The sequence below is a fragment of the Streptomyces sp. NBC_00203 genome (assembly GCF_045206325.1).
Lineage (GTDB): Bacteria > Actinomycetota > Actinomycetes > Streptomycetales > Streptomycetaceae > Streptomyces > Streptomyces lutosisoli.
On the sequence record NZ_CP108126.1, the window covers coordinates 9168025 to 9183035 of the forward strand.

The window sequence follows — 15011 nt, forward strand, 5'->3', positions numbered from 1 at the left end:
CAACCTGCCTGACCTCTGAAGACTTCAAAGAAAGGGGAACAGGCAGCTGAACAAGGAGAACGAGGCAGCCGTACTACACGACGTGGCCCCGGCAGGGGATCAGACGCACCGCACCTGGAGGGTCGTCCGTTGTTCAGCATCACCGTCCGCGATCACCTGATGATCGCCCACAGCTTCCGTGGCGAGGTCTTCGGACCCGCGCAGCGCCTGCACGGGGCGACGTTCCTGGTGGACGCCACGTTTCGCCGCGCCGAGCTGGACGACGACAACATCGTCGTCGACATCGGTCTGGCCACCCAGGAACTCGGCGCCGTCGTGAGCGAGTTGAACTACCGCAATCTCGACAGCGAACCGGACTTCAAGGACACCAACACCTCGACGGAGTTCCTGGCCAAGGTCATCGCCGACCGCCTCGCCGACCGCGTACAGGCCGGGGCACTGGGCGCGGGCGCCCACGGCCTCGCGGGCATCACGGTCACGCTGCACGAGTCGCACATCGCCTGGGCGAGTTACGAGCGTGCCCTGTGACCGACACGACCATGGACCGGGCGTCCCTCACCAGTGACCAGGCCGCCCTGAACTACGTGCCCCCGCAGCACACGGCCCCCAAGAACGCCGAGATCATCCCCATGTCCCTGCGCTCCGTGCACTTCGTCATGCCGGGCGGTGTCGACGACCCGGCCGCGCCGAGCGGCGGCAACGCCTACGACCGGCGGCTCTGCCTGGACCTGCCCGGCTTCGGCTGGCAGGTCCACCGGCACGCCGTCGCGGGCACCTGGCCGAGCCCGGGATCCGCCGCCCGTACGGAACTCGCCCGTACGCTCCGTGACTTGCCGGACGGCACGGTCGTCCTGCTCGACGGACTCGTCGCCTGCGGCGTCCCCGAGATCATCGTTCCCGAGGCCGAACGGCTGTGCCTCGTCGTGCTGGTGCATCTGCCGCTCGGCGACGAGACGGGTCTCGCGCCCGCCGTGGCCGCCGACCTGGACGCCCGGGAACGCACGACGCTGCGCGCCGTGTCGGCCGTCGTCGCCACCAGCGACTGGGCCCTCCGCCGGCTCGTCGCCCACCACGGGCTCGCCCCCGACCGCGTCCATGTCGCCGCGCCCGGCGCGGACATCGCGCCGCCGGCCCCCGGCACCGACGGCGTCTCGCGGCTGCTGTGCGTCGCCGCGGTCACCCCGCGCAAGGGACAGCACCGGCTGGTCGAGGCCCTCGCGACCGTCACCGACCTGCCCTGGAGCTGCGTCTGCGTCGGCGGCCTCGGCCAGGACCCGGCCTATGTCGCCCGGCTTCGCGCGCTGATCGAGCAGCACGGCCTCGGCGACCGGCTGCACCTCGCCGGCCCGCAGGCGGGCGCGGAACTCGACGCGAGCTACGCGGCGGCCGACCTCATGGTGCTCACGTCCTACGCCGAGACGTACGGCATGGCCGTCACCGAGGCGCTCGCACGTGGGATTCCGGTGCTCGCGACGGACGTCGGCGGCCTTCCCGAAGCGGTGGGGCGCGCCCCCGACGGCGGGGTGCCCGGCATCCTCGTCCCACCGGAGGACCCGGCGGCCCTCGCCGCGGAGCTGCGCGGCTGGTTCGGCGAGGCCGACGTACGGCGCCGTCTGAAGGCGGCCGCGCGAGGACGCCGGGCGGCGCTGGACGGCTGGGCGACCACGGCCCGGAGCCTGGCCGGAGTGCTCGGCCGGCTGCCCCGCGAACCCCGGAGGGCGGCGTGAGTACGGCGACGACCCCCGCGGGGGTGCCGGGACGCGGCGCGGCGGTGCCCGACGCGTCCGAGAAGATTGCGAGGACGGGTGTGCCTGGTCAGCGGGTCGGTGCGGCCGATGCCGACGAAGTCCCTCGATACGCCCCCCAGTGGCTTGAGTTGCGCGAGAGCGCCGACGCCGCCGCGCGGGCGCCCGAACTGCTCGACCCGTTGCGCATCCGGCTGGCGAACCGGCCGGGGCGCGGCGGCGACCTGGTCATTCACGACCTCGGTTGCGGAACCGGCTCCATGGGCCGCTGGCTCGCCCCCCGCCTCGACGGCGCCCAGCACTGGATCCTGCACGACCGGGACCCCTATCTGCTGCACTTCGCGACCGTCGGGGCTCCCCGCGCAGCCGCCGACGGCAGCCGCATCACGGTCACCACGCAACGCGGTGACATCGGCAGGCTGACCGCCGACGCCCTCGCCGGCGCCTCGCTGGTGACGGCCTCCGCGCTGCTCGACGTGCTCACCGGCGAGGAGATCGACCGGCTCGCGGCGGCCTGCGCGGGCGCCGGGGTCCCGGCCCTGCTGACGCTGTCCGTCGTCGGGCGGATCGAACTCGCACCGGCCGACCCGCTCGACGCCGAGTTCGGCGAGGCGTTCAACACCCACCAGCGCCGTGGCGAACTCCTCGGCCCCGACGCCATCACGGCGGCCTGCGAGGCCTTCGGCCGGTACGGCGCGACGGTACGGGTGCATCCCAGCCCCTGGCGGCTGGGCCCCGACGAGGCCGCGCTCACCGAGGAGTGGCTGCGCGGCTGGGTCGGCGCGGCCTGCGAGCAGCGGCCCGACCTGGCGGCGCGTGCGGAGTCGTATCTCCAGGCCCGACTGACGGCGTGCGCCGCGGGCGAGTTGCGGGTGGTGGTCCACCACAGCGATGTGCTGGTGCTGCCCGGGCCGACGGGCGGTGCGGTGTGAGCGCCGGGGTGGAGGCGGTGGCGGTGGACGCGAGCGCGGTCCGTGCGCCGACCGACGAGGCGAGCGAGCACGAGGACCTCGCCTCCGGTACGGCCGGTCCGGCGCGCACCCGGTCCGGGGCGGGCCCGCGCGCCCGGCTCGACTCCCGCCGGCTCCGCACCCACCTCGGCACGGTCGCCGGTGTCGCCATCCTCGGTGTGCTGCTCTGGCGACTGGGTACCGGTGTCTTCCTGGACGGGCTGCGGCGGATCGACGCCGTGACGCTCCTGGCGGGGCTCGGACTCGGGCTGCTCACCACGGTGTTCAGCGCCTGGCGGTGGTGTCTGGTGGCCCGCGGGCTGCGGATCCGGCTGCCGCTGGGAGCCGCCGTCGCGGACTACTACCGGGCGCTGTTCCTGAACGCGGCGCTGCCCGGCGGGGTGCTCGGCGATGTGCACCGTGCCGTGCGGCACGGTCAGAGCGCCGGGGACGTCGGCCGCGGAGTGCGGGCGGTGGTGCTCGAACGGACCGCGGGGCAGGCGGTGCTGGTGGCCGTCGGGGCCGCGGTGCTGCTCACCCAGCCGTCGCCGGTGCTCGCCGACACCCGGCACTTCGCGGTGATCCTGGCGATCGTCGCGGTGTGCGGAGTGGTGACGGTGGGCGCCGTACGCAGGGGCCGGGCCCCCGGTCGTGCCCAGCGCTACGGAGCCGTCCGCGCCGCGCTCGCCGAGGCGCGCGGCGCGCTGCTCGCCCGGGGCAGCTGGCCCGGTGTGCTGCTCTCGTCGGTGCTGGTGCTGGCCGGTCACCTGGCCATGTTCGTGCTCGCCGCCAGGGTCGCCGGATCCGCCGCGTCCGTGGCTCAGTTGATGCCGCTGGCGCTGCTGGCCCTGCTCGCCATGGGGCTGCCGCTGAATGTCGGCGGCTGGGGCCCCAGGGAGGGCGCGACCGCCTGGGCGTTCGGTGCCGCCGGGCTCGGCGCGAGCATGGGCCTGACCGTCGCCGTGGTCTACGGAGTGCTCAGCTTCGCGGCGAGCCTGCCCGGCGCCGTTGTCCTGGTCGTCCGGTGGTGCGCTGCGCTCCGGCGCCCCCGGGAGGAGAGCGCGGGAGGGCACGATCAATGCGTCACCAGGGAGAAGCACGCTTCGAAGGAATCGGTCAGCGCCGCCAGCAGTTCCTTCCCCTTCTCGGCGGAAGCCAGCGAGGGACGGCCGATGACACCGGAATCGGTATAGGCCGACATGCCGACGGTGAGCAGATGCCGCCGGTCGTCGGCGGTGAAATCGGAGGTCTCGTAACCGGCTTTGACCAATTCCGGATGGGCGTGCAGAAGAATGGAGGTCTCGATTTCCCCGGCATGCATATCGCTGAGCAACGAGGTCTGCACACCTGCCCGTTCCCGCGCCGCCTCCCAGTCCTCCACGGCCGGGAAAAGCGCCATACGGGTACCGCTCCCCGCGGATTCCTGAACCACATTGCCCAATACGTAATTCCCGCCGTGCCCGTTGACGAGCACCAGGGTGTCGACGCCCGACCCCCGCAGCGAGCCGGCGATGTCCCGTACCACCGCGTGGAGCGTGACGGAAGAGATGCTGACGGTCCCCGGCCAGGCCGCGTGCTCGTGCGAGCAGGAGATCGTCACCGGAGGAAGGAGATGGACCGGATACGCGGCGGCAACCTCCCGCGCGATGGCGCACGCCACGAGTGTGTCGGTCGCGAGCGGAAGGAACGGACCGTGTTGTTCGAAGCTGCCGACGGGAAGGACGGCGACCTGACGGGCGACACCGGCCCCCCGTTCCCGTACATCCTCCGTGGTGTCCAGCGGCAACAGACCGGATACCGTCGAGCGCGTTCCCGAACTATCCATGTTTTCACGGCCCTTTCGACTCTGCTTAGGAACCAGATCATGACAGATAACTTTGGCGTACTCGGCGGGAATGCCCACCTCACAGGTGTCGAACGAGTCGTGATTGCCCCCTTGCCCACCAAGTACGGCGATTTCCATGCCGTCGGCTACCTCGACCACGACCGGGGCGAGGAACAAGTGGCCCTGGTGTACGGGGACTTGGACACCCTCCGGGAAGGAGACGTGCTCACCCGGCTGCATTCCGAGTGCCTGACCGGAGACGCCTTCGGATCCACGCACTGCGAGTGCGGCCCCCAGCTCACCGCCGCGCTGCGCGCCATCGTCGCCGAGGGGCGCGGCATCCTCGTCTACCTCCGCGGCCACGAGGGCCGGGGGATCGGTCTGCTCGCCAAGCTGCGCGCGATGAAGCTCCAGGCGGAGGGCATGGACACCGTCGAGGCGAACCTCGCCCAGGGCCTTCCGGTGGACGCCCGCGACTACGGGGTGGCGGCGGAGATACTGCACGACCTCGGCGTACGGTCCGTACGGCTGCTGTCGAACAACCCGCGCAAGCGGGAGTCGCTGCTGCGCAACGGCATCAAGGTCGCCGAGCAGGTGCCGCTGCTGATCCCGCCGTGCGAGGACAACCTCAGCTATCTGCTGACCAAGCGAGAGCGCCTCGACCACTACCTCCCCCACCTGGACGGCGGCGACTGGGCGCAGGCGATCTTTTGCGGATCGGCGAAGACGGTTATCACTGAGGAATGACAGAAGACGCAGCCAACGCAGCCACCGCCGTCAACGACGCCGGCGGCCCGCTGTATCTCTCGCGTGCGCAGGTGGCGGAGCTGCTGGACACCGACGCGGCGATCGCCTCGCAGCGCGCGGCCTTCACCGCGCTCGGTGACGGCACCGCGGAGCTGCCCGGGAAGATCATGCACCCCAGCCGTTTCGACGACAGCGTCGTCTTCGCGTATCTGGCGCGGCTGTCCGCGGACACCGGGGCGGTCGCCAAGATCGGCAGCGTCAACCCCGGCAACGCGGCGGCCGGACTGCCCACGATCCACGCGGTGATCAACGCGCTCGACCCGGTCACCGGGCAGCTCGCCGCCGTCATGGACGGCACCGCGGTGACGACCCTGCGTACGGCCGCCGCCAGCGCCGTCGCCTTCGACGCGCTGGCCACCGCCGACAGCGCCGAGCTCGGCCTGCTCGGCTCCGGCACCCAGGCCCTCGCCCACGCGCGGGCCGTCGCCCGGGTCCGCGAACTGCGGTCCGTACGGGTGTGGAGCCCGGACCCGGGGCGACGGGCGCACGCGGCGCAGCGCCTCGCCGCCGAACTCGGTGTCGCCGTCAAGGCCGTCGACACGGCCGAGGAAGCCGTGGCCGGGCTCCCGATGGTCGCGGCCTGCACCCTCAGCGCCACCCCCGTCGTGCGGGGCGAGTGGCTGGCGCCGGGCTGCACAGTGGTGAGCGTCGGGTCCTTCGAGCCCACCCGCAGCGAGGTCGACGCGGAGGTCGTGCGGCGGGCCGCCGCGGTGGTCGTCGACGATCCGGAGACCGCGGCGGAGCACGCCGGCCCGGTGGTCGAGGCGCTGCGCGACGGCCGGCTCACCCGGGAGGACCTGATCCCGCTCGGCGGCGTCCTCACCGGCCGGCACACGGCTCGTACGCGTCCCGAGGACATCGTCTTCTACAACAGCGTCGGGCTCGGCATCCAGGACGCCGCCGCGGCCTGGGCCGTGATCGACGCGGCCCGGGCGAAGGGGACGCGCCGATGAATCCGTACGGGGGAGCGTGCCGATGAACCGAGCCAGGGAGGTGTGCCGATGAACAGGACCGCGCGGGTCGTCGTCATCGGCGGCGGTGTGATGGGCACGAGCATCGCCTACCACCTGGCCCGCGCCGGGGTGCCCGACGTGGTGCTCGTCGAGCGCGACGAACTCGCCTCCGGTTCGACCTCACGCGCGGCCGGCGGGGTCCGGGCGCAGTTCTCCGACGAGCTCAACATCCAGCTCGGCGCCCGGAGTCTGGAGGCGTTCGCCCGCTTCGGCGAGGAACTGGGCCAGGACATCGGGCTGCACCGGGTCGGCTATCTGTTCCTGCTCTCCACGCCCGAGGAGGTCGCCGCGTTCGAGGCGGGAGTGCGGCTGCAGAACGGTCTCGGCGTGCCCAGCCGCATGATCGACCCGGCCGAGGCGCGCCGGCTGTCGCCGCTGATCACCACCGACGGGCTGCTGGCCGCGGCCTTCTCCCCGGACGACGGGCACTGCACGCCCGAATCCGTGGTCCAGGGCTACGCGACCGGGGCCCGCCGCCATGGCGCGACCGTACTGCGGCACTGCGAGGTCACCGGCATCGAGACGCACGGCGACGCCATCACGGCCGTGGTCACCCACCAGGGCCGGATCGCCACCGACACGGTCGTCTGCGCGGCCGGCGCCTGGTCCCGGGCCATCGGCGCGCTGGTCGGTGTGGACCTCCCGGTGGAACCGCTGCGCCGCCAGATCGCCGTCACCGAACCCGTCCCGGGACTGCCGCCCGGCCTGCCCATGACCATCGACTTCACGACCAGCCTCTACTTCCACGCCGAGGGCCCCGGCCTCCTCGTCGGCATGTCCGACCCCGACGAGAGGCCCGGTTTCTCCACGGAGACGCACGACCGCTGGATCCCGCACCTCTACGCCGCGATGGAGCGCCGCGCCCCCGCCCTGCTCGACCTGCGCAGGACGGGCGGCTGGGCGGGCCTGTACGAGATCACCCCGGACCACAACGCCCTGATCGGCGAAGCGAGTTCGTGCTCCCGCTTCCTGTACGCGACCGGGTTCTCGGGCCACGGCTTCCTCCAGGGCCCGGCCGTCGGCGAGGTCGTCCGCGACCTCTACCTGGGGCGGGCCCCCTTCGTCGACATCGGCCCGCTGAGCGCCGACCGGTTCGCCACCGACGCCCTGCGCCCCGAGGTCAACCTCGTCTGACCGGACTCAGTCCAGCACCGCCTCGTGCACCAGCCGCTTCAGCTCGGGAAAGAGGGAGTGCGAGGCCGTCGGGCGGACCTGGGTGAAGAACTGCACGGTCATGTCACGACGCGGGTCGACCCAGAACGTCGTACTGGCCACGCCGCTCCAGCCGAACGCGCCCCGGCTGGACGGGGACCGGGTGATCTCCGGATCCACGACGACGGAGACGCCGAGACCGAAGCCGAGGCCCGCGTTGCCGGGTTCCTGGTGGACCGGGCTGCCGAAGGTACGGCGGTCGGCGCCGCCGGGGAGGTGGTTGGAGACCATCAGGTCCACGGTCTCGGGGGTCAGCAGGCGGGTGCCGTCGAGTTCGCCGCGGCGGCGGAGCATCTCCATGAACCGGTGGTAGTCGTGGGCGCTGCCCACCATGCCGCCGCTGCCGGACAGGAAGCGGGGGCGGCCGTGCAGCGGGAGCCCGGCGATCGGGGTGATCCGGCCCCCGTCGTCCTCCCCGTACAACTCGGCGAGCCGGCCGGCCTGCTCGTCCGTGACACAGAACCCGGCGTCCGTCATCCCGAGCGGGCCGAAGATCCGTTCGGCGAGGAACTCGTCGAGGTCCCGGCCGGACACCACTTCGAGGACGCGGCCGAGGACGTTGGTCGCGACCGAGTAGTTCCACTGGGTGCCCGGCTCGAACTGGAGCGGCAGCCCGGCGTACACGTCGATGGTCTCGGCCAGGTTCGCGCCCGGCGGCACCGAGGACTCCAGACCGGCGTCCCGGTAGAGCGCGTCGACGGGGTGGGAGTAGTAGAAGCCGAAGGTGAGGCCCGCGGTGTGGGTCAGCAGGTGGCGGAGCAGGAGGGGTTGTCCGGCCGGGCGGGTCTTCGTGCCGGGGCCGGATCCGCTGACGTACACCCGCGGCTCGGCGAAGGCGGGGAGGAAGTCGGCCACCGGATCGTCGAGTTGGAAGTGCCCCTCTTCGAGCAGCATCAGCGCGGCGACCGAGGTGACCGGTTTGGTCATGGAGTACAGCCGCCACAAGGTGTCGGTCTCCACCGGCAGTCGGGCCTCACGGTCACGACAGCCGTACGTGGTGAGGTGCGCGACACGGCCGTGCCGGGACACGGACACGAGGTAGCCGGGCAGCCGGCCGTCGTCGACGAGATGGGCGAAGTGCTGGTCAAGGCGGGCCAGCGCCTTCGGATCAAGGCCGGCCTCGCGCGGCTCGGCCTCCTGTCGCAGGTGTCCCATGGCTCTCCTCCGGGCTGCGGCTCGTGTCCTTCATGGTCTCGTACGGACGGGCGCGGCGTCGCTGGGGGGACCCTGGTCGGCGGCTAGGCCCTGTCGTCAAATTCCCGTCGTCCGCCCGGAGGGCGGGCCGGGCGGCGTCTGGTGCGTGCTCTCGGCGTGCCGGGCGGAAGCCCTCGTACTGGACGTACTTGGGCTTTCGCCCGGTGCGGCGAGTGGGGGCACCTCCCACGCCCTTGAGGCAGTGGGGGAGCGTGCCAGGCGTCGCCCGGCAGACGGGAATTTGACGACAGGGCCTAGGACGCCAGTACGACCCGGAAGCCGCAGGGCGAGCGGCACGCCGATCGCGGACACCGCCGCGAGCGCGGTCAGCGGGGGACCCGTCGCGACACCGGTCGTGAGCGTCATCAGCGTGGCCGCCGCAGCGACTCCGAGCGTGGGCCCGACATTCATCGCCGTCTGCTGGAGCCCGCCCGCCACACCGGCCGACTCCACCGAGGCGTGCCGCACGACGACCGCCGTCGCGGTGACCATCACCGTTCCGAAACCGGCGCCCAGCAGCAGGAAGCCACCGCCGATCGCGACGACCGTCGACGCCTCGTCGAGCCGGGACAGCGCGAGGACGCCCAGCGTGAGGACTGTCGTCCCCGCCAGCGTCGTGCGACGCGCGCCGAACCTGCGCAGGAGTACGGCGGCGACGGGGGCGACGAGCACGATCACCACGGCGCCGGGCAGCGCCCTCAGACTGGTCTGCAACGGGTCCAGGCCCAGGGTCTCCTGGAGGAAGTAGCTGCCGACGAACAGCGCGCCGAGCATCGACGCCGACGCCGCCACCAGGATGCCGAGCGCCGCGCCGATGGTCGCGGAGCCGAGGACCTCGGAGGGGAGCAGCGGGCTCGCGGTACGGCGTTCATGGCGTACGAACACGGCTCCCGCGACGGCGACCATGACCAGGCCGAGCACGGTCGTCGTCGTCCAGCCCGTCTCCGGCAGTGCGACCAGCGTCCGTACCAGAGCGACCAGGGCCACCGCGAGCAGACAGGCGCCGGTCACGTCGAGTCCCCGGGCCGGGACCTTGCCCCGGGCCGGGCCCCGCACGGCGAGCGCCAGGACGCCCATCACCAGCGACGGCACCACGTTGACGAAGAAGACCGCCCGCCAGCCGATATGGGTGACCAGCGCCCCGCCGACCAGTGGACCGGTGGCGGCCGCGAGACCGATGGCGCTCGTACGCAGCGCGATGGGCATCCCGAGCCGGTCGGCAGGGTACGCGGCGCGCAGCATCCCGAGTGTGGCCGGTTGCAGCAGCGCTCCGAAGACGCCCTGCGCGACCCGCAGCCCGATCACCCAGCCGATGCCGGGCGCCAGACCGATCCCCGCAGACGTCGCGCCGAAGCCCAGGATCCCTAGAGCGAAGACCTGTTGGTGGCCGTACCGGTCCCCGAGACGCCCCGCGAACACCAACAGGCTGGCCACCGCGATGAGATACCCGGTGCTGGTCCACTGGACCTGCCCGAACGAGGCGTGCAGATCGCGTTGCAGCGTGGGCTGCGCGACGGTGAGCACGGTTCCGTCCAGGGCCACGATCACGGCACCGACGACGCTGCTCGCGAGGGTGAGACGCCGATGGACCGCAGAGCCGGGAGAGTTCACCGTTCCTCCGGCCCGAGGTGCGCGTCCAGCGCGGCATGCAGCAGGGGTACGAAGTCGTCGGTGCCCGTGGTGAGTTGGAGGCTGCCCCAGCCCCACAACTGGGCGATCCCGTGCAGGTTGGCCCACAGGGCGCCCGCGACGACCGGGGCGTCGGCCTCGGGGCGCGCCCGGCCGACCAGGTCGACCAGCGCGCCGAACATCGGCAGGCTCGTCTCCCGGAGCCCCAGCCGATTGCTCTCCAACAGGTCATGACGGAACATCAGCTCGTACATTCCGCGGTTGGCCAGAGCGAAGTCGAGGTAGACCCGTCCGAGCGTGGTGAGTTGAGCACGGGGACCGGCCTCGCCGTCCCCGACCGCCTCCGTCGCACGGGCCTGAAGGTCGGCGAAGCCCCTGCGGGCGATGGCGGACAGCAGCTCCAGGTGGGTGCGGAAGTAGCGGCGGGGGGCGCCGTGCGAGACCCCGGCCCGCCGGGCGATCTCCCGGAGGGACAGTGCCTGTGCGCCTTCCCTGGTCACGAGATCGACGCCGACCTCGATCAGCCGGCTCTTCAGTCCTGCCTCTTGCTCACTCATAGACACTGTCTACCAGTCTGAGTAGACAGTGTCTACGCGGAATGCCGTCCGAGGTTCCCGGCGTTGATGGGGGCATGACTCAGGACGCTACGCAGGACGCACTGCTCAAGCTGCTCTCCGAGTACAAAGGAGGGGTGCTCGTCACCCTCAAGAAGGACGGACGGCCCCAGCTGTCGAACGTGAGCCATGTCTATTACCCCGACGAGCGGATCGTCCGGGTCTCGCTCACCGACGACCGCGCCAAGACCCGCAATCTGCGCCGGGACCCACGGGCCTCGTACCACGTGACCAGTGAGGACCGGTGGGCGTACACGGTCGCCGAGGGCACGGCCGAGCTGACGCCCGTGGCCCAGGACCCGCACGACGACACCGTCGAGGAACTGATCCGGGTCTACCGTGACGTCCTCGGCGAGCACCCCGACTGGGACGACTACCGGGCGGCCATGGTCCGCGACCGCCGGCTCGTGCTACGGCTCCATGTGGAGCGGGCGTACGGGATTCCCCGGGGCTGAGCCGCCACCGTCCAGCAGGTGTGATGCGGCCCAGACCCAGTCGCCCGTCTCAGGAGCTCACGCGGCGTACGGGAAAACCGTGGGCGCGGGCCGCTATCACCACGGCCGCCACGGGCAGCAGGAGCCCAAGAACCGTCCAGGGAAAGGACGTGGGGCCGAAGAGGTCGAGGAGGACACCGCCCGCGACACCCCCGCCGGCCATGGCCGCGTTCCACAAGGTGACGAGCATGGCCTGCGCGGCGTCGGCGGCGTCGCCGCCCGCGTCGGCCACGGCCGTCTGCAGCAGGGTGGGCACGCCGCCCCAGCCGAGCCCCCACAGCGCCACCGCGACCCACACGAGCGCGGGACTGTCCGCGAGCAGCGCCAGGAGACCGGCCGCCACGGCGACGAGCAGCGTGCTCGCGACGGTGAGGGCGCGCAGCCGCCGGTCGATGTGCGCGCCCACGATCCAGATGCTGACCATGGACGCACCGCCGAAGACCAGCAGCACGAGATCGGTCGAGCCGCCCATGCCGAGGTGCCGCAGGAACGTGGCGATGTACGTGTACAGGATGGTGTGGGCCAGGACGAAGACCAGCGTCACGAACAGGACCGGGGCGACGCCCGGGACCCGGAGCGCCCGGAGCATCGGTGCCCGGTCGCCCCGCCGCTGCCGGGACTGCCCTGGCTGTTCCGGGACGACCACGGCGATCCACCCGATCAGCGCGACGGCGACCACGGTCATCAGGGAGAACGTCACCCGCCAGCCCAGCGCGTCCCCGAGGAACGTCCCCGCGGGCACCCCCAGTGACAGCGCCACCGGAACGCCGGTCATGACGATCGCGATCGCCTTGCCCTGCAAGTGAGTTGGTGCCAGCCGACGCGCGTACCCGGCCAGCAGCGCCCAGGCCAGACCCGCGGCCACCCCGGCGACGAACCGGGCCACCATGGTCAAGGGGTACGCCGTCGATGCCGCCGTGACGCTGTTGGCCGCCGCGAACCCCGCCATCGCCGCGAGCAGCAGCCGCTTGCGCCGCAGGCCCGCCGTGGCCGCCGACAGGGGGATCGCCGTGAGCGCGGTCCCGACCGCGTAGATCGTGACCGACTGCCCCGCGGCGGACTCCCCGACGCCGAGGTCGGCACTCATCGCGGGCAGCACCCCCGCGGGCAGTGTCTCGGTCAGGCTCGTGATGAACACGGCGGTGGCCAGCGCGAGGAGGGCCCTGAGGGGGAGCCCGCGCTCGTCGACCGGACGGTGCGAAAGGGCTGGTTGTGTCGTCGTCTCGCTTCGCATGCCGCGTAGCGTCGACCCTGACACTGGTGTCAGGTTCAAGGGGCCCTGTCCCTGGCAGAGTTGCGCGAGAAGGTTCCCTCACTGACGTTATCGTTGATCGAAACGGTGCGGCGTGGACGCACCGCGACACGTCGGACGCGGGGGTGCGGGGGCATGCTGGATCCCATCTCGTTGGCGGCCATCACGACGGTGCTGGGAACCGTCGGAATGGGAATGGCCAATGAAGCGGGCAAGTGGGCCTGGGAGTCGGCCGGGGGACTGGTGCGCCGGATCGCGGGCCGGGAGGTCGCCGCGCCGACGACCGCCGAGCAGCTGACCGCCGTCGCGCAACTGGTCCACGAGCGCGTGCGCAGCGATCCGCAACTCGCGCACGCCTGGAGCCTGTTCGCCCAAGGGGTGCGGATGCCCGGTACCGATGCCGGCGTCGGATTCCGCTCCGGGCGCCCCCGTCTTCCCGCCTCCACACGGTTCTTCACGGACCGTCAGGACGCGCTGAAGCTCCTCGACAAGGAGGCTTCGCGCACGTTCGACGGAAGCCCCCGGGTGGCACTGCTGCACGGCCAGGAGGGCATGGGCACCAGCACGCTGGCCGTGCACTGGGGCTGGCGCCAGGCGGACCGTTTCCCGGACGGACAGCTCTACGCCGATCTGCGCGGCCCCGGCGCGATCGACACGGGCGCCGTCCTGAGCTCGCTGCTGCGCCAACTCGGCCTCCCCGACGAGGAGATACCGCCATCGGCCGAGGACCGCATCGACCGCTTCCGGCGGCACGTGGCCGATCGGCGGCTGCTGCTCGTGCTCGACCACGCCCAGTCCGCCGCGCAGATCCGCCCCCTGCTGACCTCCGCGCCCGGCGTGTTCACGGTCGTCGTCACCCGGCGCCCGTTCACCGGCGTCGACGCCCTGCCGGTCCAGGTCGGCCCCCTCGCCAGGCGGGATGCCGTGCGGCTGCTCACCGACCTCGTCGGCAAGCCCGCGATCACCGCGGCGAAGGCCACGCTGCCCTCGGTGCTGGAGCGGTGCGGCGGCTCGCCGTACGCCCTGCGGGCCGCGGCGCCCCGCCTCTCCGTACCAACCATGGAGGTGCGGCCGATGCCCGACCGTGATCCGGTGCGTGCCGCGGCCGACGATTCCTACCGCCTGCTGCCACCCGAGGCGGCCCGGCTCTTCCGGCTGAACGGTCTCTACGAATGGCCCGCCTTCGACGCCGCGGCCGCCGCCCGCGCCGCGGACATCGAGGAGAGCGAGGCGGCCCGGCTCCTGGAGGAACTCGCCGACGCGCTGCTCCTGGAGCGCACGGACACCGGCCGCTACCACTACCGGCCCGTGGTCCGCGCGCACGCGGAAGCCGCCGCGGCCGCCACCGACGGCATCGCCGCCTGTTCGGCCGCGGTGTCCCGGACCATCGAGGGATATCTGCACCTGGCGGTCGGCGCCGCGCAGGCGGCTCTCCCGGAGAGCTGGCGGGTCCCCTCCGGTATCTCGCCGGTCGCGTACGGGGACCGGGGCGCGGCCGTGTCCGCGCTCGCCACCGAAGCGCGCAACCTCGTCCAGGTGGTCCACGCCGCCGAGGAGTTCCGCGAGTGGAACGCGGTCGTGCGGCTCTGCCAGGCCCTGTGGCCGCTCCAGCTCAAGGCGGGCCACCACGACGTCCTGCTGCCCGCCCTGCGGATCGGTGTACGCACGGCCGACACCCATCTCCCCGGCACCCGGGCCGCCGGCGCGCTGCACGCCCAACTCGCGCACACCCTCACCGAGTTGCGCCGCTGGGACGAGGCCGAGCCCGAGGCGCTCGCGGCCGCGCGGGACGAACGCGCCGCCGGACATGTACGCGGGCACGCCTCCGCCGTCGAGTTCCTCGGGCTGCTGCGCCTGCGGCAGTGGCGCTGGCAGGAGGCGTACGACTGCTTCGAGGAGGCGTACGGCATCCTCGACGGCATCGGTCCCGAGGACGAGGGCGCCGGTGATCTGCCGCGTGCCCGCGCCCTGTTGGAACGTCACCGGGGTCGCGCCCTGCGCGGTCTCGGACGCCGCGACGAGGCACGGGAACGGCTGGAGCGCGCGCTGCGGTTCTTCCGGGAGAGCGGCGAGGCGTACAACACGGCACGCGCCCTCACCGACCTCGCCGAAACCCGTCTCGACGGGGGCGAGTTCGCGCAGGCGCTGCCGCTGATCGACGAGGCGGTCACCGCCCTCGCGAAGGAGAACGCCGCGTATCAGCTCGCGCATCTGCGAGCGTTGCGCGAGCGGTGCCTCAACGCCGACGGGCCTCAAGGATGACGCGTACCGGGAGC

Annotated in this window: 14 protein-coding genes; 9 read left to right on the top strand and 5 right to left on the bottom strand. The window is 72.4% G+C overall.

Annotated features, from left to right (window positions below; all coding sequences use genetic code 11):
* The first annotated feature begins 129 nt into the window (after nucleotides 1-129).
* Genes OG975_RS40665 through OG975_RS40680 form a run of 4 tightly spaced genes read left to right on the top strand, consistent with a single transcriptional unit; the run spans nucleotide 130 to nucleotide 3888 of the window.
* The gene (locus OG975_RS40665) at nucleotides 130-528 is read left to right on the top strand and encodes a 6-pyruvoyl trahydropterin synthase family protein (RefSeq protein WP_406334588.1); all 399 of its coding nucleotides are present in this window, start codon (nucleotides 130-132) and stop codon (nucleotides 526-528) included.
* Nucleotides 525-1727, top strand: a complete 1203-nt coding sequence (locus OG975_RS40670; protein WP_406334590.1) for a glycosyltransferase family 4 protein — start codon at nucleotides 525-527, stop codon at nucleotides 1725-1727. Before OG975_RS40665 ends, OG975_RS40670 begins: the two co-directional genes overlap by 4 nt.
* Before the next feature lie 44 nt (nucleotides 1728-1771).
* A complete protein-coding gene (locus OG975_RS40675; RefSeq protein WP_406336690.1) occupies nucleotides 1772-2677 on the top strand; it encodes a class I SAM-dependent methyltransferase in 906 nt (301 codons plus the stop codon).
* Nucleotides 2674-3888 (top strand): lysylphosphatidylglycerol synthase transmembrane domain-containing protein, encoded by a 1215-nt coding sequence (locus OG975_RS40680; RefSeq protein WP_406334591.1) that lies wholly within the window; start codon nucleotides 2674-2676, stop codon nucleotides 3886-3888. The genes OG975_RS40675 and OG975_RS40680 overlap by 4 nt, the downstream gene beginning before the upstream one ends.
* Here the strand turns inward: OG975_RS40680 and OG975_RS40685 are convergent.
* Nucleotides 3771-4520, bottom strand: a complete 750-nt coding sequence (locus tag OG975_RS40685; RefSeq protein ID WP_406336691.1) for a creatininase family protein — start codon at nucleotides 4518-4520, stop codon at nucleotides 3771-3773. The two genes, OG975_RS40680 and OG975_RS40685, sit on opposite strands and share 118 nt — an antisense overlap.
* A 39-nt stretch (nucleotides 4521-4559) precedes the next feature.
* Between OG975_RS40685 and ribA the strand changes: the two genes are divergently transcribed.
* From ribA to OG975_RS40700, 3 genes are read left to right on the top strand one after another with little or no spacing between them, the layout of a single operon-like run.
* A complete protein-coding gene (gene ribA / locus OG975_RS40690) occupies nucleotides 4560-5267 on the top strand; it encodes a GTP cyclohydrolase II (protein WP_406334592.1) in 708 nt (235 codons plus the stop codon).
* Complete coding sequence (locus tag OG975_RS40695) at nucleotides 5264-6280, top strand: ornithine cyclodeaminase family protein (RefSeq protein WP_406334594.1); 1017 nt, start codon at nucleotides 5264-5266, stop codon at nucleotides 6278-6280. Before ribA ends, OG975_RS40695 begins: the two co-directional genes overlap by 4 nt.
* 48 nt (nucleotides 6281-6328) lie before the next feature.
* On the top strand, nucleotides 6329-7474 hold the full coding sequence (locus OG975_RS40700) for an NAD(P)/FAD-dependent oxidoreductase (protein ID WP_406334595.1): 1146 nt from the start codon (nucleotides 6329-6331) through the stop codon (nucleotides 7472-7474).
* 6 nt (nucleotides 7475-7480) lie between these two features.
* Here OG975_RS40700 and OG975_RS40705 read toward each other — a convergent pair whose 3' ends face one another.
* The 3 genes from OG975_RS40705 to OG975_RS40715 form a co-directional block, all read right to left on the bottom strand.
* Entirely contained in the window at nucleotides 7481-8707 is a 1227-nt protein-coding gene (locus OG975_RS40705) for a serine hydrolase domain-containing protein (RefSeq protein WP_406334597.1), read from the bottom strand.
* Between the two features lie 96 nt (nucleotides 8708-8803).
* Nucleotides 8804-10357, bottom strand: a complete 1554-nt coding sequence (locus OG975_RS40710) for an MFS transporter (RefSeq protein ID WP_406334598.1) — start codon at nucleotides 10355-10357, stop codon at nucleotides 8804-8806.
* Entirely contained in the window at nucleotides 10354-10932 is a 579-nt protein-coding gene (locus OG975_RS40715) for a TetR/AcrR family transcriptional regulator (RefSeq protein ID WP_406334599.1), read from the bottom strand. The genes OG975_RS40710 and OG975_RS40715 overlap by 4 nt, the downstream gene beginning before the upstream one ends.
* A 74-nt stretch (nucleotides 10933-11006) precedes the next feature.
* Between OG975_RS40715 and OG975_RS40720 the strand changes: the two genes are divergently transcribed.
* Nucleotides 11007-11444, top strand: coding sequence for a PPOX class F420-dependent oxidoreductase (locus OG975_RS40720; protein WP_406334600.1), 438 nt, complete (start codon nucleotides 11007-11009; stop codon nucleotides 11442-11444).
* Between the two features lie 49 nt (nucleotides 11445-11493).
* On the opposite strand, the gene OG975_RS40725 is transcribed toward OG975_RS40720, so the two are convergent.
* Entirely contained in the window at nucleotides 11494-12717 is a 1224-nt protein-coding gene (locus OG975_RS40725; RefSeq protein WP_406334601.1) for an MFS transporter, read from the bottom strand.
* Nucleotides 12718-12870: 153 nt separating this feature from the next.
* On the opposite strand from OG975_RS40725, the gene OG975_RS40730 reads away from it, so the two are divergent.
* Complete coding sequence (locus OG975_RS40730) at nucleotides 12871-14997, top strand: tetratricopeptide repeat protein (protein ID WP_406334602.1); 2127 nt, start codon at nucleotides 12871-12873, stop codon at nucleotides 14995-14997.
* Nucleotides 14998-15011 lie beyond the last annotated feature (14 nt).

Bases quoted from the DNA above. Each gene is read 5' to 3' on its own strand.
- OG975_RS40700 (WP_406334595.1), top strand. From the start codon at position 6,329: ATGAACAGGACCGCGCGGGTCGTCGTCATCGGCGGCGGTGTGATGGGC.
- OG975_RS40725 (WP_406334601.1), bottom strand. From the start codon at position 12,717: ATGCGAAGCGAGACGACGACACAACCAGCCCTTTCGCACCGTCCGGTC.
- OG975_RS40705 (WP_406334597.1), bottom strand. From the start codon at position 8,707: ATGGGACACCTGCGACAGGAGGCCGAGCCGCGCGAGGCCGGCCTTGAT.
- OG975_RS40685 (WP_406336691.1), bottom strand. From the start codon at position 4,520: ATGGATAGTTCGGGAACGCGCTCGACGGTATCCGGTCTGTTGCCGCTG.
- ribA (WP_406334592.1), top strand. From the start codon at position 4,560: ATGACAGATAACTTTGGCGTACTCGGCGGGAATGCCCACCTCACAGGT.
- OG975_RS40720 (WP_406334600.1), top strand. From the start codon at position 11,007: ATGACTCAGGACGCTACGCAGGACGCACTGCTCAAGCTGCTCTCCGAG.
- OG975_RS40715 (WP_406334599.1), bottom strand. From the start codon at position 10,932: ATGAGTGAGCAAGAGGCAGGACTGAAGAGCCGGCTGATCGAGGTCGGC.
- OG975_RS40730 (WP_406334602.1), top strand. From the start codon at position 12,871: ATGCTGGATCCCATCTCGTTGGCGGCCATCACGACGGTGCTGGGAACC.
- OG975_RS40695 (WP_406334594.1), top strand. From the start codon at position 5,264: ATGACAGAAGACGCAGCCAACGCAGCCACCGCCGTCAACGACGCCGGC.